This is a genomic window from Roseinatronobacter sp. NSM (assembly GCF_052379845.1).
Classification (GTDB): domain Bacteria; phylum Pseudomonadota; class Alphaproteobacteria; order Rhodobacterales; family Rhodobacteraceae; genus Roseinatronobacter.
On the sequence record NZ_JBQTCF010000002.1, the window covers coordinates 78,572 to 98,974 of the forward strand.

20 protein-coding genes are annotated in these 20,403 nt (G+C 60.0%); 10 read left to right on the forward strand and 10 right to left on the reverse strand.

Annotated elements, in window-relative coordinates; all coding sequences use genetic code 11:
• Together ilvD and ACTZWY_RS01600 are read left to right on the forward strand one after the other, a co-directional pair.
• On the forward strand, positions 1 to 1,842 hold the full coding sequence (ilvD, locus tag ACTZWY_RS01595; RefSeq protein WP_444789039.1) for a dihydroxy-acid dehydratase: 1,842 nt from the start codon (positions 1 to 3) through the stop codon (positions 1,840 to 1,842).
• Between the two features lie 3 nt (positions 1,843 to 1,845).
• Complete coding sequence (locus ACTZWY_RS01600; protein WP_444788923.1) at positions 1,846 to 2,709, forward strand: D-amino-acid transaminase; 864 nt, start codon at positions 1,846 to 1,848, stop codon at positions 2,707 to 2,709.
• A 51-nt stretch (positions 2,710 to 2,760) separates the two neighbouring features.
• Here the strand turns inward: ACTZWY_RS01600 and ACTZWY_RS01605 are convergent, their stop codons facing one another.
• Together ACTZWY_RS01605 and ACTZWY_RS01610 are read right to left on the reverse strand one after the other, a co-directional pair.
• Positions 2,761 to 3,882: a hypothetical protein gene (locus ACTZWY_RS01605; RefSeq protein ID WP_444788924.1), complete on the reverse strand. Its 1,122-nt coding sequence runs from the start codon at positions 3,880 to 3,882 to the stop codon at positions 2,761 to 2,763.
• An 89-nt stretch (positions 3,883 to 3,971) separates the two neighbouring features.
• Complete coding sequence (locus ACTZWY_RS01610; RefSeq protein ID WP_444789040.1) at positions 3,972 to 4,289, reverse strand: DUF1244 domain-containing protein; 318 nt, start codon at positions 4,287 to 4,289, stop codon at positions 3,972 to 3,974.
• Positions 4,290 to 4,504: 215 nt separating this feature from the next.
• On the opposite strand from ACTZWY_RS01610, the gene pyk reads away from it, so the two are divergent.
• The 7 genes from pyk (at position 4,505) to ACTZWY_RS01645 (ending at position 8,831) form a co-directional block, all read left to right on the forward strand.
• Complete coding sequence (gene pyk, locus ACTZWY_RS01615; RefSeq protein WP_444789041.1) at positions 4,505 to 5,953, forward strand: pyruvate kinase; 1,449 nt, start codon at positions 4,505 to 4,507, stop codon at positions 5,951 to 5,953.
• 30 nt (positions 5,954 to 5,983) lie between these two features.
• A complete protein-coding gene (locus ACTZWY_RS01620; protein ID WP_444788925.1) occupies positions 5,984 to 6,217 on the forward strand; it encodes a hypothetical protein in 234 nt (77 codons plus the stop codon).
• A 118-nt stretch (positions 6,218 to 6,335) separates the two neighbouring features.
• Entirely contained in the window at positions 6,336 to 6,536 is a 201-nt protein-coding gene (gene rpmI, locus ACTZWY_RS01625; RefSeq protein WP_274352190.1) for a 50S ribosomal protein L35, read from the forward strand.
• Between the two features lie 12 nt (positions 6,537 to 6,548).
• Positions 6,549 to 6,911 (forward strand): 50S ribosomal protein L20, encoded by a 363-nt coding sequence (gene rplT / locus ACTZWY_RS01630; RefSeq protein ID WP_277805378.1) that lies wholly within the window; start codon positions 6,549 to 6,551, stop codon positions 6,909 to 6,911.
• Positions 6,912 to 7,074: 163 nt separating this feature from the next.
• The gene (gene trxA, locus ACTZWY_RS01635; RefSeq protein ID WP_444788926.1) at positions 7,075 to 7,983 is read left to right on the forward strand and encodes a thioredoxin; all 909 of its coding nucleotides are present in this window, start codon (positions 7,075 to 7,077) and stop codon (positions 7,981 to 7,983) included.
• Positions 7,984 to 8,010: 27 nt separating this feature from the next.
• Positions 8,011 to 8,652: an LON peptidase substrate-binding domain-containing protein gene (locus ACTZWY_RS01640; RefSeq protein ID WP_444788927.1), complete on the forward strand. Its 642-nt coding sequence runs from the start codon at positions 8,011 to 8,013 to the stop codon at positions 8,650 to 8,652.
• Positions 8,649 to 8,831 carry a Trm112 family protein gene (locus tag ACTZWY_RS01645; RefSeq protein WP_444788928.1) on the forward strand — a complete coding sequence of 61 codons (183 nt, stop codon included), beginning with the start codon at positions 8,649 to 8,651 and terminating at the stop codon, positions 8,829 to 8,831. The genes ACTZWY_RS01640 and ACTZWY_RS01645 overlap by 4 nt, the downstream gene beginning before the upstream one ends.
• Before the next feature lie 97 nt (positions 8,832 to 8,928).
• Here the strand turns inward: ACTZWY_RS01645 and ACTZWY_RS01650 are convergent, their stop codons facing one another.
• The 4 genes from ACTZWY_RS01650 to ACTZWY_RS01665 all read right to left on the reverse strand — a co-directional run bounded on the left by ACTZWY_RS01650 (position 8,929) and on the right by ACTZWY_RS01665 (position 11,927).
• Positions 8,929 to 9,066, reverse strand: coding sequence for a hypothetical protein (locus ACTZWY_RS01650; protein ID WP_444788929.1), 138 nt, complete (start codon positions 9,064 to 9,066; stop codon positions 8,929 to 8,931).
• 218 nt (positions 9,067 to 9,284) lie between these two features.
• Entirely contained in the window at positions 9,285 to 9,683 is a 399-nt protein-coding gene (mutT, locus tag ACTZWY_RS01655; protein WP_444788930.1) for an 8-oxo-dGTP diphosphatase MutT, read from the reverse strand.
• A complete protein-coding gene (gene argJ, locus ACTZWY_RS01660) occupies positions 9,680 to 10,999 on the reverse strand; it encodes a bifunctional glutamate N-acetyltransferase/amino-acid acetyltransferase ArgJ (RefSeq protein WP_444788931.1) in 1,320 nt (439 codons plus the stop codon). The genes mutT and argJ overlap by 4 nt, the downstream gene beginning before the upstream one ends.
• 70 nt (positions 11,000 to 11,069) lie before the next feature.
• Positions 11,070 to 11,927: a peptidylprolyl isomerase gene (locus ACTZWY_RS01665; RefSeq protein ID WP_444788932.1), complete on the reverse strand. Its 858-nt coding sequence runs from the start codon at positions 11,925 to 11,927 to the stop codon at positions 11,070 to 11,072.
• A gap of 222 nt (positions 11,928 to 12,149) precedes the next feature.
• Here ACTZWY_RS01665 and secA point away from each other — a divergent pair, with 222 nt between their 5' ends.
• Entirely contained in the window at positions 12,150 to 14,840 is a 2,691-nt protein-coding gene (gene secA, locus ACTZWY_RS01670; protein WP_444788933.1) for a preprotein translocase subunit SecA, read from the forward strand.
• On the opposite strand, the gene pdeM is transcribed toward secA, so the two are convergent.
• Genes pdeM through ACTZWY_RS01690 form a run of 4 tightly spaced genes read right to left on the reverse strand, consistent with a single transcriptional unit; the run spans position 14,812 to position 20,394 of the window.
• Positions 14,812 to 15,459 (reverse strand): ligase-associated DNA damage response endonuclease PdeM, encoded by a 648-nt coding sequence (pdeM, locus tag ACTZWY_RS01675; RefSeq protein ID WP_444789042.1) that lies wholly within the window; start codon positions 15,457 to 15,459, stop codon positions 14,812 to 14,814. The two genes, secA and pdeM, sit on opposite strands and share 29 nt — an antisense overlap.
• On the reverse strand, positions 15,459 to 17,834 hold the full coding sequence (locus ACTZWY_RS01680) for a ligase-associated DNA damage response DEXH box helicase (RefSeq protein ID WP_444788934.1): 2,376 nt from the start codon (positions 17,832 to 17,834) through the stop codon (positions 15,459 to 15,461). The genes pdeM and ACTZWY_RS01680 overlap by 1 nt, the downstream gene beginning before the upstream one ends.
• The gene (locus tag ACTZWY_RS01685) at positions 17,831 to 19,399 is read right to left on the reverse strand and encodes a cisplatin damage response ATP-dependent DNA ligase (protein ID WP_444788935.1); all 1,569 of its coding nucleotides are present in this window, start codon (positions 19,397 to 19,399) and stop codon (positions 17,831 to 17,833) included. Before ACTZWY_RS01685 ends, ACTZWY_RS01680 begins: the two co-directional genes overlap by 4 nt.
• Entirely contained in the window at positions 19,396 to 20,394 is a 999-nt protein-coding gene (locus ACTZWY_RS01690) for a ligase-associated DNA damage response exonuclease (protein WP_444788936.1), read from the reverse strand. Before ACTZWY_RS01690 ends, ACTZWY_RS01685 begins: the two co-directional genes overlap by 4 nt.
• Between the last annotated feature and the right edge of the window lie 9 nt (positions 20,395 to 20,403).

A 20,403-nucleotide genomic window follows, 5' to 3' on the forward strand; every position in this document is an offset into this window, starting at 1 on the left:
ATGCCAAGATACCGCTCTCGGACGACGACGCATGGACGCAACATGGCCGGCGCACGGGGCCTGTGGCGCGCAACCGGGATGAAGGAAGGCGATTTTGGCAAGCCCATTATTGCCATTGTCAACAGCTTTACCCAATTTGTGCCCGGCCATGTGCATCTGAAGGACCTGGGCCAGATGGTCGCGCGCGAGGTCGAGAAGGCTGGCGGTGTGGCCAAGGAGTTCAATACCATTGCGGTGGATGACGGCATTGCGATGGGCCATGACGGGATGCTGTATTCCCTGCCCTCACGCGAGATTATTGCCGATTCGGTCGAATATATGGTCAATGCCCATTGCGCGGATGCAATGGTGTGCATTTCCAATTGCGACAAGATCACGCCGGGCATGCTGATGGCGGCGATGCGGCTGAATATTCCGGTGGTGTTTGTCTCGGGCGGTCCGATGGAAGCGGGCAAGATCAACGTGGATGGCGTGGACAAAGCGCTGGATCTGGTTGATGCGATGGTTGCCGCTGCCGATGAAAAATACACCGACGCACAGGTTCAGGCGATTGAAGAAGCCGCCTGCCCCACATGCGGGTCCTGTTCGGGCATGTTCACCGCCAATTCCATGAACTGCCTGACCGAGGCGCTGGGCCTGTCACTGCCCGGGAACGGGTCCACATTGGCGACACATGCCGACCGCAAGCAGTTGTTCCTGCGCGCGGGCCATGTGATTGTCGATCTGGCGAAGCGCTATTATGAGCACGATGACGACAGCGTGTTGCCGCGCAATATTGCCAGCTTCAAAGCGTTCGAGAATGCCATGTCGCTGGATATTGCCATGGGCGGGTCAACCAATACTGTATTGCATTTGCTGGCCGCCGCCCATGAGGGCGAGATTGATTTCACTATGCAGGATATTGACCGCCTGTCGCGGCGCGTGCCCTGCCTGTGCAAGGTGGCCCCCGCGAAAGATGATGTGCATATGGAAGATGTGCACCGCGCGGGCGGTATCATGTCGATTTTGGGTGAACTGGACCGCGCCGGATTGCTGCACACGGATTTGCCCACGGTTCACAGCCCGACGATGGGGGACGCCCTGAACGCATGGGACGTGCGGCGCACCAACAACCCTGACGTGCATAAATTCTTTGCGGCGGCACCCGGTGGCGTGCCCACGCAAACCGCGTTTTCACAAGAGCGGCGGTATGAGTCGGTTGATATGGACCGCCAGACAGGTGTGATCCGCGACAAGGAGCATGCCTTCAGCCAAGATGGCGGGCTGGCCGTATTGTTCGGCAATCTGGCCGAGCATGGGTGCATTGTGAAGACGGCTGGCGTGGACGAGTCGATCCTGAAATTCAGCGGCCCAGCACGGGTGTATGAATCGCAAGATGATGCAGTCAGCGGCATTCTGACCGGCAAGGTGCAGGCCGGTGAGGTTGTCATCATCCGCTATGAAGGGCCACGCGGGGGCCCTGGCATGCAGGAAATGCTTTACCCCACCAGTTACCTGAAATCCAAAGGTCTGGGCGCGGCCTGTGCGCTGGTCACAGACGGGCGGTTTTCGGGCGGCACGTCGGGCCTGTCCATTGGCCATGTCAGCCCCGAAGCCGACGAAGGCGGGCTGATTGGGGTGGTGGAAACCGGCGATATGATCGAAATCGATATTCCCAACCGCACAATCCATCTGGCTGTGGATGACGCCGTGCTTGCAGCACGCCGCGCCGCGCAGGATGAAAAGGGGTGGGCCCCCGCGCAGCCGCGCCCGCGCAAGGTGACAACCGCATTGCGCGCCTATGCTGCGCTGACAACATCGGCGGCCATGGGGGCCGTGCGCAAATTGCCAGAAGGGTTTTAGAACATGAGCCGCATCGTCTATGTGAATGGCGACTACCTGCCCGAGGGGGAGGCGAAGATCTCCATCTTCGACCGTGGCTTCCTGATGGCCGATGGTGTCTATGAGGTGACAACCGTGGTCGATGGCAAGCTGATCGATTTTGACGGGCATTTTGTCCGCCTTGGGCGGTCCTTGCGGGAACTGGACATTGAAAACCCGATGGACCGTGACGACTGGCTGGAGGTACATCGTCAGTTGGTGGCGCAAAACAGCGTTGATCAGGGCATGATCTATTTGCAGGTCACCCGTGGCGCGCCGGGGGACAGGGATTTCATCTTCCCCGACCCTGAAACCACAAAACCCACTGTCGTGTTGTTCAGCCAGTCCAACCCCGCACTGGTGAACAGCCCCAAAGCCGCGAAGGGAATCAAGGTGGTCACCATTGATGATATTCGCTGGGGCCGGCGCGATATCAAGACTGTCCAACTGCTGTATCCGTCCATGGGCAAGATGATGGCCATCAAGGCGGGCGCAGATGATGCATGGATGGTGCAAGATGGCACTGTAACCGAAGGCACGTCCAACAACGCCTATATCATCAAGGACGGGCGCATCATTACGCGGGCGCTGTCCAATGACATTTTGCACGGGATTACGCGCGCCGCTGTCCTGCGGTTTGCAAAAGAAGCACAAATGCAGGTTGAGGAACGCAATTTCACTGTGGATGAGGCGAAATCGGCGGATGAGGCTTTCGTGACCTCTGCCAGCACATTTGTCATGCCAGTTGTCGAAATTGACGGCGCGCAACTGGGCACCGGCAAACCCGGCCCGCTGGCGCTGCGCCTGCGCGAAATTTACATCGAGGAAAGCCGCAAGGCCGCCATTTGACCGCCTTCAAGTGTCGCGCCCATGCAGATGCGCGCGACACATTTCAAACAATCAGGTCGTTACGCGCACATCGGCGGCACTGATACCTTCGCCAAAGGGCATGTCATCGGAATAGACAATGCGCGCAAGCGCGACACCCCCAAAGCGGATTTGAGCTGAATTCCCAAAATCAACCACCTCGACCGTGCCAGCGGGGTCCAGCAAGGATGCGCCCAACAGGTGGCTGCCCTGCACGCCTTCGGGAACCAAGCTGGCATAGGCTTTGCCCAGATGGATTTCCAGCGTGTCGGACCTTGGGTCGAAATTGCTGATACTGGGTTCAGGGTAGCGCTGAACAGGGTCATCAAAACGCCAGTCCCCGTCAGGGAAAACGTCATAGGGCCATAAAACAAACGTGTCGGCCCCAGTGCCGGAATAGGCCACGGCCCATGACCGGATGATGATCAGATTATCGCCCGCAACCCCGTCCAGCACCTGCGGGCCGAACATTTGCCCATCACCCTTAAGGGCGATCAGCGTGTCATCGCCATCCATGCCATAGGCACGCCCGCCGCCGATTGGGTTGTCGACCCCCAAGGCGGGGTTACTGTCGACCACGATCAAAACATCCTGCGTGTCCGTGCCGCCATAGTCCAGCCGGATATCGCGGTTGTCATACGCATCATCATCGTCGGTTTCCAAACCGGGATCATCCTGCGACGGGAAAGTGTATTCCGCGCCCACCACGTCGATATCCAGCCATTCCAGCGCGTCTTGCATGTCGCCCCCCCCATAGGTGGACAATTGCACCACGGCCACCCCGTCAGCGCGCACCAAAAGCCCCTCGCCATCGGGGGCCAGCTCGCCAGTCAGGGTGACGGGCGGGGCATTTTCGGGGTCAAATCCGAACGCGCGCAGGTCAATAACCAGCGTGTCCTCATCAGGGTTGAAATTTTCGATGACGGGATAATCCGGCCCGGCTGTGGTGCCCTGCGCCCCGGCATCCGGCGCATCGGATGAAAACACCCCTTCCAATGTGTCGGGCGCCTCGCCTGGCTGGGGCGCGGCGTCTTCGGCGGCATCTACATCGTCTTGAGTGTTATCATCCGCGTCCACGGTGTTTTCGGTGAACATGCTTGACGCAGCAATAGCGGCCCCGGCACCCAGCAATAAGAACAGGAAACTGAAACCCACTGAATGAATCCAATTAAACTAAAATAATACCTAGATCACGCGACAATCCTGCAAGTTTGTCAAGACAGTTTATCAAGCGGGCAGCGCCGCTATTCCGGTGCCGGTTTTCCGACATTCTGCGCAAATGCCGTTTTGAAAGCCGCTTGCTTGTCCGCGCTGGCATCGGTCTGGTATTTGTCGCGCCAGTCTGAATACGGCATGCCATAGATAGCTTCGCGCGCGGTGTCCTTGTCCATATCCAGCCCGCGCGCAGTGGCCGCTTCCTGATACCAGCGTGACAGGCAATTGCGGCAGAACCCGGCAAGGTTCATCATGTCGATATTCTGCACATCGCTGCGCGTGTCCAGATGCGCCAGAAGAGCGCGAAAAGCAGCGGCTTCAACTTCTGTTCGTGTTTGCTCGTCCATCACATCCTCCGGCAGGTCAGGATTGGACACCTGTTCATTCTTGCGCCCGTCGTCAAGGTGACTGTATCACGGGGCTTGATATCCGCTGTGAAAAATCATAGTTGTTTGCGCTAACAACTTCTGCCGGTTGCATAAGGCTGCGATAACACGCCTGCCCGGCCTGGCCGAACGCATTTCGGGGTCACACCCGCCTGAAAGGACCTTGTATGACCGTGATACGCCGCCACCGCATGATCAAGATTGTCGCAACGCTGGGGCCGTCCTCGTCCAGCTATGAGATGATCCGCGCGCTTTTTGAAGCGGGCGCTGACGTGTTCCGCCTGAATATGAGTCATGGAACCCATGAAGAAACGGCGCAACGCCATGCAATCATCCGCAAGGTGGAAGCAGATGTTGGCCGCCCCATTGGCATTCTGGCTGACCTGCAAGGCCCGAAACTGCGCATCGGCGCGTTTTCAGATGGCCCCGTGGACCTGGCGGTTGGTCAGGCCTTCCGGCTGGACCTGGACAAGGCACCGGGCAACGCGCAGCGCGTGAACCTGCCCCACCCCGAAATTTTTGCCGTGCTGGAACCGGGCGCGAACCTGCTGGTCAATGATGGCAAGGTGCGGCTGAAGGTGAATGCCTGTGGCCCTGATTTTGCCGATTGCACGGTCACGGTGGGCGGTGTCATTTCCGACCGCAAGGGTGTGAACGTGCCCGACGCTGTGCTGCCGGTTGCCGCCTTGTCCGAAAAGGACCGCAAGGATCTGGAATTTGCCTGCCGTCTGGGTGTGGACTGGCTGGCACTGTCCTTCGTGCAGCGCGCGTCTGATGTGCTGGAAGCGCGCGAACTGGCACAGGGGCGCGCCGCGATTCTGTCCAAAATTGAAAAACCCGCTGCGGTGCAGGCCTTTGACGAAATTCTGGCCGTGTCTGACGGGATCATGGTCGCGCGGGGCGATCTGGGCGTGGAACTGCCTGTCCAGAACGTTCCGCCCATTCAAAAACGCCTTGTGCGCAAATCCCGCGCCGCCGCCAAACCCGTGATCGTCGCAACCCAGATGCTGGAATCCATGATCGAAAGCCCCATGCCGACCCGCGCTGAAGTGTCGGACGTGGCGACCGCCATCTATGAGGGCGCTGACGCTGTGATGCTGTCGGCAGAATCAGCGGCGGGGCAGTTCCCGATTGAAGCGGTCACCACCATGAACAACGTCGCAATCGAGGTTGAAAGCGACCCCAATTACGTCGACGTCATCAATGCATCGCGCAAACATGTGAACCACCATTCCATCGCCGACGGCATTGTTGCCGCCGCCCGCGAACTGGCCGAGAAAACCGATATTGCCGCAATCTGCTGCTTCACCGAATCGGGCACCACGGCCAGCCTTGTGGCACGCGAACGCCCGCATGTGCCCATTCTGGCCCTGACCCCGTTTCTGGGCGTTGCGCGGCGCTATGCGCTGACATGGGGGGTGCATTGCGAACAGGTTAACGAAGTGGAGCGCTTCAAGAAAGCGGTTATCAACGCAGTGCGCGTTACCCGCAAATACGGCTTCGCCACTGAAAAGGACCAGATCCTCGTGACTGCGGGCATTCCCTTCAACCAGCCCGGCACCACGAATATTTTGCGCGTCGCACCCTGCGCGGAACACTTGATTGTTCAGGGAGAGCCCGAGTAACCTGTTTCTGCCTTGACGCGTGTGGTGGGTATGGAACTGGAAACCTTGTTCTTGCTGGGTGTGTATCTGCTGCCGCTGGCAATGGTCAGCACCATGGCCGCATGGACAGACAGCCGCAAACCCGTTCTGGGCTTGGCGCTGCTGGCCTGCAGCGGCGGGCTTCTGGCATGGGTCTGGGTGCAACGGCCTGATGGCCTGTATACCTTGCGCGACATTCCCGAACTGACAGTGGCGCTGGTGGCGCGATTGATGGCACATTTATAGGCAATCACGCTTGCGCGCCACATACTTCTGGTGTAGCGAGCACCCTCTAGTTGATGCGTCCGGCCATGTGGCATGCCGAGTCGCATCTTAAACCGGTTTTCGAACTAAGGAGTCGGAAATGCCCAAGATGAAGACCAAATCAGGCGCCAAGAAGCGCTTCTCCATGACCGCTAGCGGCAAGGTCAAGGCGGGTCAGGCTGGCAAACGCCACGGCATGATCAAGCGGACCAAGAAATTCATTCGCGACGCGCGCGGAAACACCATCCTGTCTGATCAGGATGCGCGTATCGTCAAGAAATACATGCCCTACGACCGCTAAGGAGGCGCTGTCATGTCCCGAGTTACTTCCGGCAAAGTCACCCATGCCCGTCACCGCAAGGTCGTTAAAGCCGCAAAAGGCTATTACGGCGCGCGGTCGCGCAATTTCCGCACTGCAACGCAGGCGGTTGACAAGGCCAACCAATACGCAACACGCGACCGCAAGGTGCGCAAGCGCAATTTCCGCGCGCTGTGGATTCAGCGTATCAACGCCGCTGTGCGCGAAATCGACCCCAGCCTGACATATTCGCGTTTCATCAACGCACTGGGTCTGGCCGGTATCGAAGTGGACCGCAAGGTTCTGGCCGATCTGGCCGTGCATGAACCCGAAGCCTTTGGCCAGATTGTTGCCAAAGCACAGGCCGCAATGGCCTAAGGGTTTACACAACGCGACGTTGAATGAACCGCATGCCCGCGCATGCGGTTTTTTCTTTGCCCGACAAGGTGATCCGCGATATGGCAAACGAAAGCAGGCCAGCCCCTTGGCCTTTACCCATCGACTGCCCATATAGGGCCAAAGAGCAATACAGAGGGCGATCATGCTGGAATTGAACACAGGCGCAAACACAGCCGATGACACACTTATTATTGACGGTTCCGACCGCGATTTCATGGCGCAGGTCATCGAGGTCAGCAAGGACGTTCCTGTTATCGTGGATTTCTGGGCGCCATGGTGTGGGCCATGCAAAACCCTTGGCCCCGCGCTGGAAGCCGAAGTGCGCGCCGCACGCGGCAAGGTGCGTATGGTCAAGATCAATGTCGACGAAAATCAGGCCATCGCCGGTCAGTTGCGTGTGCAGTCTATCCCGACAGTCTATGCCTTTCATCAGGGCCAACCGGTTGACGGGTTTCAAGGCGCGCAACCGCCCGCGGCCCTGAAGGAATTTGTGGCCAAACTGGCCGCGCTGGCATCTGGCGATGACGGGCTGGACGCCGCGCTGGATGAAGCGGAAACCATGCTGGAACAGGGCGCCGCAGCAGATGCCGCGCAGGTTTTCGCGGCTGTCCTGGCCGAGGAGCCCGAAAACGCGCGCGCCTTTGGCGGGTTGGCCCGCGCCCATATTGCCGCTGGAAATCTGGACCAGTCCGAAGCGCTTATTGCCAATGTCCCCGCCGCCATTGCGACCACCACCGAACTGGAGGCCGCGCGCGCGAAACTGGCACTTGCCCGTCAGGCCGAAAGCGCTGGCCCCGTGGATGACCTGCGCGCGCAGGTTCAGGCAAATCCTGACGACCATCAGGCACGGTTCGACCTTGCGCAGGCGCTGTATGCCACCAACCAGATTGACGCCGCAATTGATGAATTGCTGGAATTGTTCCGCCGTGACCGCGACTGGCAAGATGGCGCTGCCAAGACCCAATTGTTCACAATATTTGACGCGTTGAAGCCAAATGATCCTTTGGCAACAAAGGGACGGCGCAAACTTAGCTCGATGATATTTGCCTAAGCCGTTTCTCGGGTTAGGTTCCCTGTCATGGCGCGTATAAAAGACTTCCCTGATCTTATTCCTGTGTTTCCGCTGCCGGGCGCGTTGTTGCTACCGCGTGCGCGGTTGCCGTTGCATATTTTTGAACCCAGATATCTGGCAATGCTGGATGATTGCATGAAAACGCCGCATCGGCTGATCGGAATGATCCAGCCGCGCAGCATTCCGCAAAGCGACGAGAAGGCGCTGCACAGCATTGGGTGCGCGGGGCGCCTGACGGCGTTTTCCGAAACCGAGGATGGGCGCTATATGATCACCCTGACCGGCGTTTCGCGGTTCCGGTTGCGGCAGGAAGTGTCCGGCTTCACCCCGTATCGCCGCGCAGATATTGCATGGGACGGGTTCGAACGTGACCGCGGCGGCGACGAACAGGACACTGAATTTGACCGACGGCAGTTTTTCGATGTGCTTAAACGGTTCTTTTCCGTGCATGGCTTGTCAACCGATTGGGGCAGCCTGACCGAAGCTGATGACGAATTGCTTATCAACTCACTGTCCATGCTTTGCCCATTCGATGCGGATGACAAACAAGCCCTGCTTGAAGCGCCGTCCTTGACCACACGCCGCGAAACACTGGTCACGCTTATGGAATTTGCCCTGCGCGGCGGCACGGACGAGGCCATGCAATGACCGAACACAGGCAGTTCGACAGGCGCATGCTGGAAGCGCTGGTATGCCCGCTGACCAAGGGCAGGTTAAGCTATGACGCGCAACAACAGGAACTGGTGTCCAAGGCAGCGCATCTGGCCTTTCCTATTCGAAACGGTATTCCCATCATGCTGGTGGATGAGGCCCGAGAGATTGATTGACCCCCTGACGCTGATGGGCTGTGACGTGTCCGGTGCACAAAAAGATACGCCCTGACCTTGCAGTCAGGGCGATCCGAGCGCAAAAACGTGTCGTTGGTCAGGCGACACGGGCGGAGATCGGGCGGCCAGACAGCAACCGCTGCCCTGCCCGAATGACGATGTGACCATTCCCGAGGGCGCGCACGAATGTTCCCTGAGCGGTAATGTAACGTCCGATCTTGATTGTGCGGATCATGGTCTGGTCCTTTCCGAAAGCTGCATTCAGTGATGTGTGCCACTGTCCGCTGTTGGATTAACTTTGCCACAATCTGACGCCAAAACAACGCCCAGACCTTTCCAATACCTTAATTCTGACAAATTTTCCGCGCTGACAGACTCTGATTGTTTCCAATTTCTTGCCAATCATCCCCACCCAAGAAATTGTTGCAAATTCCTGTAAGGTTGCAACGGCAGCTACAGCCAGTCCCGCAGAATCGGTATCAGGGGCAGGTCAGCGGCGGGCATGGGGTAGTCCCGCAAATTGGCGGCACGCACCCATTTCAGCGCCTGCCCTTCGCGCGATTGCACCTGACCTTCCCATTTTCGGCAGGCGAATAGCGGCATCAGCAAGTGAAAATCATCATAGGCATGGCTGGCAAATGTCAGCGGCGCAAGGCAACTGGACCATGTGTCTATGCCCAGTTCCTCATGCAATTCGCGTATCAATGCCGCTTCGGGGGTTTCGCCCGCTTCCACCTTGCCGCCCGGAAATTCCCACAGGCCCGCCATGGACTTGCCTTCGGGGCGCTGTGCCAGAAGCACGCGCCCGTCAGCATCAATCAGCGCAACGGCAGAAACCAGAACCAGCTTCACGAACGGTAATCCGTGTTGATGTCAATGTAGCGGTGCGTCAGGTCACAGGTCCAGACAGTGGCCGCCCCCACACCAAGGCGCAGGTCAACCCCGATAACCAGGTCCTGCTGGCGCATGTATTCCGCGCCCACCTGTTCGGCATAGCTGGGGGCAACCTGCCCCTGAAACGCAACCAGATGCGGCCCGAACCGGATTGACAGGCGGTCGCGGTCAGCCTCGGCCCCGGATTTGCCCACAGCCATGACAATACGGCCCCAGTTCGGGTCTTCGCCCGCGATTGCAGTTTTGACCAAGGGCGAATTCGCTATTGCCATGGCAACCTTGCGCGCGTCGGCATCGGACCGCGCGCCGGACACAGCCACTTCCACGAATTTGGTGGCCCCTTCGCCATCGCGCACAACCTGATGCGCCAGATCCAGCATGACCTTGCCCAGCGCATCAGAAAACACGCGGGCCGCGTCACTGGTGGCGTCCTCAATCACCGGCATATCGGCCTGCCCGGTCGCGGCGACCAGAACCATGTCAGATGTGGACGTGTCGCTGTCCACAGTGATGCAATTGAAGCTGCGGTCTGTCTGGCGCGACACCAAGGATTGCAGCACCGGGCGCGTGATTTTCGCATCCGTGAAGATATAGACCAGCATCGTTGCCATATCCGGCGCAATCATGCCCGACCCTTTGGCAATGCCCGCAATGGCGACGGGCTGGCCGTCAATTTCAACTGTTGCGCTGGACCCTTTGGGGAATGTGTCGGTCGTCATGATAGCGCGCGCCGCATCTGGCAGCGCCGCATCCGACAGACCAGCCGTCAGTTCATCCAGCACCGCCACAATGCGGTCATGCGGCAGGGGTTCCCCGATCACCCCGGTCGAGGATGTGAATATCCGCGCGGCAGGTAATCCCGCCTTCTGCGCCAGCGCTGCGCAAAGCGTATTGACCGAAGCCACCCCGACCGCGCCGGTAAAAGCGTTTGCATTGCCGGAATTGACCAGAATGGCCGCGCCTTCCGCCCCGTCACCGGCAATTTTGGACTGCGCGTCCAACACCGATGCAGACCGCGTAGCAGACCGCGTGAAGGTTCCCGCAAGCACGGACCCCTTGTCCAGAACCGCCAGCATAACATCAGTGCGCCCTTTGTAGCGCACGCCCGCGGCGGCAGTGGACAGGCGCAGGCCGCGAATCGACGGCAAATCAGGAAAATCCGCAGGGGCCAAGGGCGACACCAGCGGCGCGTCATCAACACGCCCCTGCGCCGACTGCTTTACCAGTGCCTTCAGCGACTTGATTTTCTTCTTCAGTTTCTTTTTCGCGCCCATAATATTTCCCCAAAGAAAAGCCGACCCGCAAGCGGGTCGGCGCTGCGCGGTCAGGTTACACCCAGTCCGCTTAGTCGTCCAGAAGCTCTGAGCGGTTCATGACATCCGGCCCCAGCCCCTCATAGGTGCGTTCAATCGTGGCGGATTGCGTGGCGCGGTCCAGTTCGGCCTGTGCCGCTTCGCGCTGGATATTCTGCACCAGCGCGTCGCGCACTTCTGCCAGTTCCGGCGCTTGCGACATGCGCATGTCGTTTAGCAACACCAGATGCCAGCCGAACTGGGTTTCCAGCGGCCCCATATACTCACCCACGTCCAGCGCTTCGACGGCCTGTTCAAATTCCGGAATCATGGCACCCGGCTCAAACCACCCCAGTGACCCGCCATTCGCGGCAGCACCATCAAAGGAATGCGCGCGCGCCAGTTCGGCAAAATCCGCACCATCATCCAACTGCGCACGCAAGGCGGCGGCTTCTTCTTCGGTTTCGACAATGATATGCGATGCGTTATATTCCGGCGTCGGGTCCTGCCCGTCAAATTCGGTGACGAATGCACCATACGCTTCATCAATCACGTCGTCGGTGACAGCAGCTTCTGCCACGCGCGACAGGGCCGCATTGGCAACAAACGCGCGCTGTTCATTTTCCAGCGTAATCTGTTCACGCGGCGACAGCGTGCCTTGGGCCTGCTGCATGATGGCGGTTTGTTCGATTAGTTGTTCAACCAGCGGTTCAAACAGCGCATCCGCAGGCAGGGCGCGAAATTGCTCTGGCAGGGCATCGCGGGCGGCCAGAACATGGCCCAATGTGATGTTTGTGCCGTTCACAGTTGCCAGAACTGTGTCGCGCGTCACGTCATCTTGCGCGATGGCAGGGGCGGAAAATGCCAGCCCCGCCGCAAGAACACCACTCAATCGTGTAAATCTGCCCATATTTCTGTTCCTTTCCCTGTGCGACAAGCGCACATCGTTGACACTTTTGGGGTCGACCATTACATCGCAGACTGGTTCTGCATTGCTTGGGGCCGTGCGGTTCACATGCCCTTCTATGGAAGCCCGCGCGTTCCGACAACCCCGGCAGCATTAGTGCAACATGACGATTTCTTTAGCGGCCAAGAAAAAGGGCCGCATCAGATGAAACGAGGCGGAGACAGAATGCTGGGTTTGGGCACGATTTCGAAAAAGGTATTCGGCACGGCAAATGATCGCAAGGTCAAGGCAGCCCGCCCGATTGTTGCAAAGATCAACGCATTGGAGCCAGAGTTTCAGGCCCTGTCCGATGACGGGCTTATTGCCAAGACCGAGGAGTTGAAAACCCGCGTCGCAAACGGGGAATCCCTTGACGACATTCTGCCCGAAGCCTTCGCCAATTGCCGCGAAGGGGCGCGCCGTGCACTGGGACTGCGCGCTTTTGATGTGCAGTTGATCGGCGGCATGTTCCTGCATCAGGGCAACATTGCCGAAATGAAAACTGGCGAGGGCAAGACCCTTGTGGCCACATTTCCCGCCTATCTGAACGCGCTGACAGGCAAGGGTGTTCATGTCGTCACTGTCAACGACTATCTGGCGCGGCGCGATTCCGAATGGATGGGCAAGGTTTTTGCCAAACTGGGCATGCGCTGCGGCGTTGTGTATTCCCAACAGCCCGATTTCGAGAAGAAAGACGCCTATGCCGCCGATGTGACATATGCCACGAATAACGAACTGGGCTTCGATTATCTGCGCGACAATATGCGCATGCGGCTGGACGACATGAACCAGCGCGACCATTTCTTCGCCATCGTCGATGAGGTGGACAGTATCTTGATTGATGAAGCGCGCACGCCGCTTATCATTTCCGGCCCGGCTGAAGATAAAAGTGATCTGTATGTCAAGGTCGACAAACTGATCCCCCACCTGACCGAACAGCATTTCACCATTGATGAGAAAATTCGCAACGCCACCCTGACCGAGGAAGGCAACGAATTCATTGAAGAAAAGCTGCGCGAAGCGGGATTACTGGCAGATGACCAGTCCCTGTATGATCCGGAATCAACGTCACTGGTGCATCATGTCAATCAGGGCCTGCGCGCGCATAAACTGTTCCACAAGGACCAGAACTACATTGTCCGCGACGGCCAGGTGGTGCTGATCGACGAATTCACGGGCCGCATGATGGCAGGACGGCGCCTGTCCGAAGGGTTGCATCAGGCCATCGAAGCAAAAGAAGGCGCGGCAATCCAGCCGGAAAACGTGACCTATGCTTCGGTGACGTTCCAGAACTATTTCCGCATGTACAAGAAGCTGGCGGGCATGACCGGCACGGCCTCTACCGAAGCGTCGGAATTCCGGGAGATTTATAACCTTGGCGTGGTGGAAATTCCCACCAACCTGCCCATCGCGCGTCTGGACGAACATGATCAGGTCTACCGCACATCGCGCGAAAAGCTGGACGGTGTTCTGTCAGAAATCCGCGAAGCCCATGAAAAGGGCCAGCCCATACTTGTAGGCACGACATCCATTGAAAAATCAGAAGAACTGTCCGCGCTGCTGACACAGGCAGGCATTACGCATAACGTGCTGAACGCGCGCCAGCACGAACAAGAAGCGCAGATCGTGGCCGATGCCGGGCGTTTCGGGGCCGTGACCATTGCCACCAACATGGCCGGTCGCGGCACCGATATTCAGCTGGGCGGCAATGTGGAAATGCGCGTTCTGCAAGCGCTGGCCGAAGATCCGGATGCAGACCCGGCACAAACCCGCGCCCGCGTTGATGGCGAAGTTGCTGACGAAAAACAGAAGGTCAAGGCAGCAGGCGGGTTGTTCGTTCTGGCCACAGAACGCCACGAAAGCCGCCGCATTGACAACCAGCTGCGCGGCCGTTCCGGGCGGCAGGGCGACCCGGGGCGTTCAGTCTTCTTCCTGTCGCTGGAAGATGACCTGATGCGCATTTTCGGGTCTGAACGGCTGGAAAAAGTGCTGTCCACCCTTGGCATGAAGGAAGGCGAAGCGATTGTTCACCCATGGGTCAACAAATCGCTGGAAAAAGCCCAAGCCAAGGTTGAGGCGCGCAATTTCGACATTCGCAAGGAATTGCTGAAATACGACAACGTGATGAATGAACAGCGCCGCGTTGTGTTTGAACAGCGCCGCGACATCATGGAAGCCGATGATCTGTCCGAAATCATCGAAGATATGCGCCATCAGGTTGTTGATGACCTGATCGATACGCATATGCCGCCAAATTCCTATGCTGAACAATGGGACATGGACGGGCTGAAAACCACTGTGCGCGAGAAGCTGGGACTGGACCTGCCGGTGCAGGACTGGGGCGAAGAAGACGGCGTTGATCAGGATGTGGTGCGCGAACGGCTGTGCGATGCGTCTGATGCGCTGATGGCACAAAAACAGGACCAGTTCGGGTCTGACACGCTGCGCAATCTGGAAAAACAGATCCTGCTGGAAACCATTGACCGCAAGTGGCGCGAACATTTGCTGACGCTGGATCATTTGCGTTCGGCGGTGCGGTTCCGCGGGTATGCCCAGAAAGACCCGCTGAACGAATACAAGGCCGAAGGGTTCTTGCTGTTCGAAGCCATGCTGAATTCCCTGCGCGAAGATGTGTCCACCTATCTGGCGCGCATTCGTCCGCTTTCGGAAGACGAACAGAAATCCATGTTGCAGCAAATGGCCCTGCAACAGCACAATGCACAGATTGCAGCAGAAAACGCAGGCGAAGCGCCCAAGCCGCTGGTTGACGGGTTTGACGAAGCGAACCCTGAAACATGGGGCAATCCCGGCCGCAATGATCTGTGCCCCTGCGGATCAGGCAAGAAGTTCAAGCATTGCCACGGACGGCTGGCGTAAGGCGCGCATAGGGCACAGCCCGCGCAACGCGCCCTGTCAAAATGGCCAGTCCCGGCCCGACCAGCCCCGTTAAAACGGGGCTGTTTACGTCCAACCCGCCCGTATAAGTGCCAAAGGCGGGCAAGATCAGGTGGCATCGCCCCACCAGGAACGCCGCATGTCCGCGCCCTGCGAGTTTGAATTTCGGGTGGAAATGGCCTGATATATCGGGGGCGGAATGCGGCGCGGCCTGATGGCGCAGGGTTATCCCCGCCAGCGTCATATCCTGCGCGCCATGGGCGGGATCATGATTGCCGCTGATGCATATCAGCTGCGTCATGTCCTGCAACTGTTGCCATTGCGGCCCGGCGGTGACATCGTCTGCCGCATCATTATCGTCGAATGTATCCCCCAGAAGGAAGGTGTGCGCGGCCCCCGTTGCGCCCACGTTCTGCGCCAGCCGGTGCAGGGTGTCTTGCGCATCAAACGGGGGCAGCAGGCCGCCCCCGCGCCGCGCCATGCGCGCGGATTTGCCCAGATGCAGGTCAGCCACGATCAATGCGTTTTGCGCGGGCCACCACAGCGCCCCAGTGGGCAGGGCCGTGAATTGCGCCCCCGCGAAGCTGACCTCATACCCCATCATGCCAGCCCTGCATCTGCCAGCATGCGCGCGGCTTCTTCATCCAGCAAGCGTTCATGGCCCAACCCGCGAATGGGCACGCGCCCCGCTTCCAGCATCAACGGCGCGGCAAGGGGCGTCACGCGGGCGCATGTGGTGTGCACAATTTGCGGGCGGTCGCGCAGCATCTGCTCAATTCGCCCGAAATCCACCAGCCCATGGGCGGCCTGATCGCGGGTAATGCGCAACAGCAGATGGTCGGGGTCGTATTTGCGCAAGGTGTCATACAGGATATCGCTGGAAAATGTGGCCTGCTTTCCGGTTTTGCGCTTGCCGGGCAAATTGCGCTGGATCAGCCCCGCGATGGTGGCCACCGCGCGGAAGCTGCGCTTCATCACGGCATTTTCGGCCAGCCAGTCGTCCAGCCCGTCGCGCAACCCATTCGGGTTCAGCAAGGGGGCGGGGTCTGTCACCGCGTCCAGCGACCAGACCAGAACTGCGTAATCAGTGGCCACGAACCCCAAAGGCCCAAGGCCCGCCGCTTCCATCCGGCGGGTCAGCAACAGGCCCAGTGTTTGATGCGCGTTATAGCCCGCAAAGCCATACAGGCAGAAATACGCCCGCCCCCCGCGCGAAAAGGTTTCGCAGGTCAGCGTTCCGGGCTGGGGCAGGCGCGATATGTCCGCCTGAAGCTGCAGCCACTGGGCGGTTGCGCGCGGCAATGCCCCCCATTGCGCCGGATCGCCAATCAAGGCCAGAACGCGGTCACTCAGCAGGGTGGATGTGGACATTTTCAACCCGCCGAATACCGCAATCTTGGGCTGGCGGGCGGGTTGCGGGGTCACTTCAACCACCATATCGCGCAGCGTGTCATAGCGCACTGTTTGCCCGCCGATCAAAAACGTATCACCCGGCGTCAGGGTCGCGGCAAAACTCTCGTCCACCTCGCCCAGTGGGGCGCCACCGCGCCCCTTGCGGCGCACTTTCAGCGTCTCGGGCGTGGTGATGGTGCCTATGTTCATGCGAATGTCGCGTGCCGTGCGCGGGTCACGCAACTGCCACAGCCCGCCGCGCAGAACCAGCCTTTGCCATCTGTCATAGGCCCGCAAGGCATACCCCCCTGTGGCGCTGAATTCCACGCAGGCATCGAATTCAGCGCGCGTCACAGCCGCATAGGGACCGGCGCGCGTGATTTCATGGAACAGGGTTTCTGGACAAAACGGCCCCGCACAGGCCACCAGCAAAATATGCTGGCACAGCACATCAAGCCCGCCTGCGGGGCGGGTGTCCCCATCAAGCTTGCCATCTTGCACAGCTTGCAGGGCGGCCACGCATTCCAGCACCTCGAACCGGTTTGCGGGCACAATCCGCGCGCGCGACGGGGTGTTATACTGGTGGTTTGCCCGCCCGATACGCTGCACCAGCCGTTTGACATTCTTGGGCGCACCCACCTGCAACACCAGATCCACATCGCCCCAGTCAATGCCCAGATCCAGGCTGCCGGTGCAGACCATGGCGCGCAATTGCCCTGCGGCCATGGCCGCTTCGGCGCGCGCGCGCACATCACGCGACAGGCTGGAATGATGCAACCCTATGGGCAGGTTCCGGTCATTGGCATCCCACAGCGCCTGATAGAACAATTCCGCCTGCGCGCGGGTGTTGATGAACACAAGCGTCATGCGCGCGTCTTCTATCGCGCGCATGACATCGCGCGCGGCATAATGCCCGCCTGCCCCCGACCATGGCGGGGGGGCGGTCACTGGCAGCATGGCAATATCGGGCGCGGGGCCGGGGTCCGCGTGCAAAACCTGCGCGCCGCCCATGAAGGACGCAAGCGCGGGTGGGTTTTCCACGGTGGCCGACAGCCCCGTGACCGTCAACGCAGGTGCAAGGCTACGCAACCGCGACATCCCCAGCATAAGCTGATCGCCGCGTTTGGAGTCGGCCAATGCGTGGATTTCGTCAATCACGACACGGCGCAGCGTGCCAAACATGCGCGGCGCTTCCGGATAGGACAGCATCAGCGCCAGTGATTCTGGTGTGGTCAGCAAAATATGCGGCGGGTCCACGCGCTGGCGTGCACGGGTGGTGGCGGTGGTGTCGCCAGTGCGGTCCTCAATGCGGATATCCAGCCCCAGCCCCGCAACGGGCCGCGCCAGATTGCGCGCAATGTCATGGGTCAGCGCCTTCAGGGGCGATACATACAGCGTGTGCAACCCAGCAAACGGCTGCTGCAAGTCGCACAGGGTGCGCAAGAACCCCGCCAATGTCTTGCCCCCGCCCGTGGGCGCAATCAGCAATGTGTCACAATCTGCGCCCGACAACGCAATCTGGTGGGGGTGAGGCTGCCAGCCTTGGGCGGCGAACCATTCGTGAACCGGGGGGGGCAATGTCATTTTGGCAGAAGGTCCTGCAGGGTTTCAAGCGTGTCCGCCTGTTCGGCGGGTTTGTCGTCACGAATGCGGCTGATCCGTGGAAAGCGCATGGCCACGCCAGATTTGTGGCGTGGGGACCGGTTCAACCCCTCAAACGCAACTTCGACCACCTTCAGCGGTTTGACGGCGCGCACAGGGCCGAAACGGTCAGTGGTGTTATCACGCACGAAGCGGTCCAGCGCCTTCAGTTCCGCATCTGTAAACCCGAAATAGGCCTTGCCCACAGGGACCAGCACAGCCCCGTCCCACACCCCGAAGGTAAAATCCGAATAATAGCCCGACCGCTTGCCATGCCCGCGTTGGGCATAGAGCAGCACAGCGTCAATGATGAACGGGTCGCGTTTCCATTTGAACCAATGCCCTTTTGCGCGCCCCGCAACATAGGGGCTGTTGCGGCGTTTGATCATCACCCCCTCAATCACGGCAGCGGGCGGGTCGGCGCGCAGGGCTGCCAGATCGTCCCATGTTGTGAAATCCAGCCTTGGCGACAGGTCAATCTGCGCGGGCAGCGCGGGGATGGCCGCGTCCAGCACAGCGCGGCGCGCGTCATAGGGGTGGTCGCGCATGTCCTGCCCCTGCCAGATCAGCACATCATAGACGCGCAATCCGGCGGGGTGGCTGCGCAACATGGCGGCGCTGACGGTCTTGCGGTTCAGGCGTTGTTGCAATTCCCCGAACGGCGCAACCATGTCGCCGCGCCGGACCAGTAGTTCCCCGTCCAGCACGCCGTCAAATTCCAGCAGGGCCAGCACATCAGGAAAGGCGTTTGATATATCTTCGCCCGTGCGTGAATACAGCCGCCGCGTGCCACGGTCACTGACGGCCTGAACACGAATGCCGTCCCATTTCCATTCCGCTGCAAAATCCGCCGGGGACTGGGCCGCCATCGACTCGGGGTCCCAGGCGGTTGACAGCATGACGGGGCGAAAAGGCGCGTAGGCGGCAGTTTCAGGCTTCGCGCCGCCCTGCGCCCATGCGAACAAGTCCAGATAGGGGGGCGTCAGGCCGTGCCATATCTCCTCAACCTCGGTCAGGGGCAGGTTGGCCCATTTGGCGAATGCCGTGCGCGCCAGCCGCGCCGACACGCCCACCCGCAAGCCCCCTGTCGCCAGTTTCAGGCAGGCATAGCGTTGTGACGGGCCAAGACTGTTCAGCAGCGCCACAATCACCCCCCCAAGCTGCGCTTTGGGTGTGTCGCGCAATTGCGCAACCACATCCGCCAGCGCGGGGTTCTCAGAACCGTCGACAGGCCAGATCAGCGCAATGGTTTCCGCCAGATCGCCCACAAAATCATAGCTATGGGCGAACAGCTCGGCATCAACGCTGCCCGACACCAGCCCGCGCAACAAGGACGGGCGCACCTGCCGCAAATCCAGATCACCGGTCAGCGCGGCCAGTGCAAGCCCGCGTTCGGGGTCGGGCTGGGTGGCAAACCAGTCGGCCAGCACCCGTTCCTTGCCCGACCGCTGCGGGGTAAAGGCCAGCTGTTCCAGCAGCCGCGCGAATGCCGCAAGACCGCCTGTCATTCTGCCTCGTCCTCATACCCGATCAGGCGCAGGGGGTGGGCCGCGCGCCCGTTCAGGCTGCACCAGCGCATGACCGCATCTTCGCGCCCATGGGTGACCCAGACCTGCGCGGGGTCCAGTTCGGTGATGGTGCGCGTCAGGTCGGGCCAGTCCACATGATCGGATATGACCAGCGGCAGTTCAACACCGCGCTGGCGGGCGCGGGCGCGCACCTGCATCCAGCCCGATGCAAAGCAGATCACCGGATCGGGGAAACGCTGCGCCCATGTGGCCGCAAACGCCGATGGCGGCGCCAGCACAATTGCACCCGCGAAATCCGGCTTGCGCCCACGTTCAAGGGTGGCAGGGCGCAAGTCGCCCAGCGCGACGCCCTGTTCGATGTGATAGTCGCACAGTTTTTGCAACGCACCGTGAATATGGATTGGCCCGTCATAGCCTGCCTGCCGCAACAGCATGATAATACGCTGCGCCTTGCCCAGCGCATAGGCCCCGATCAGATGCGCGCGGTCTGGCTGCGCGCGCACAGAGGCCAGCAATTTGGCAATTTCACCCAGCGGGTCAGGGTGGCGGAACACTGGCAGGCCGAATGTCGCTTCCGTTACGAAAATATCGCAGGGCACGGGTTCAAACGGGGCACAGGCGGCGTTGGGCACGCGGCTGTAGTCACCCGACACCACAATACGCCCCTGCGCCCCCGTGACCGCAATTTGCGCTGATCCCAGCACATGACCCGCGGGGTGGAAGCTGACCGTCACATCGCCAATGCGCAAAGGCCCGTCATAGGGTTGGCGGTTTGGGGTAAATTCCGCGCCATAGCGCAGCGCCATGATGTCCAGCGTCTGGGCCGTGGCCATCACCGCGCCATGCCCTGCGCGGGCGTGGTCTGCATGGCCATGGGTGACAAGCGCACGCGCGACAGGGCGCACAGGGTCAATGAAGAACCCGCCCGCCGGACAGAACAACCCTTCAGGTCTTGGAACCAGAATAGGGTCCATTCCCCCCCC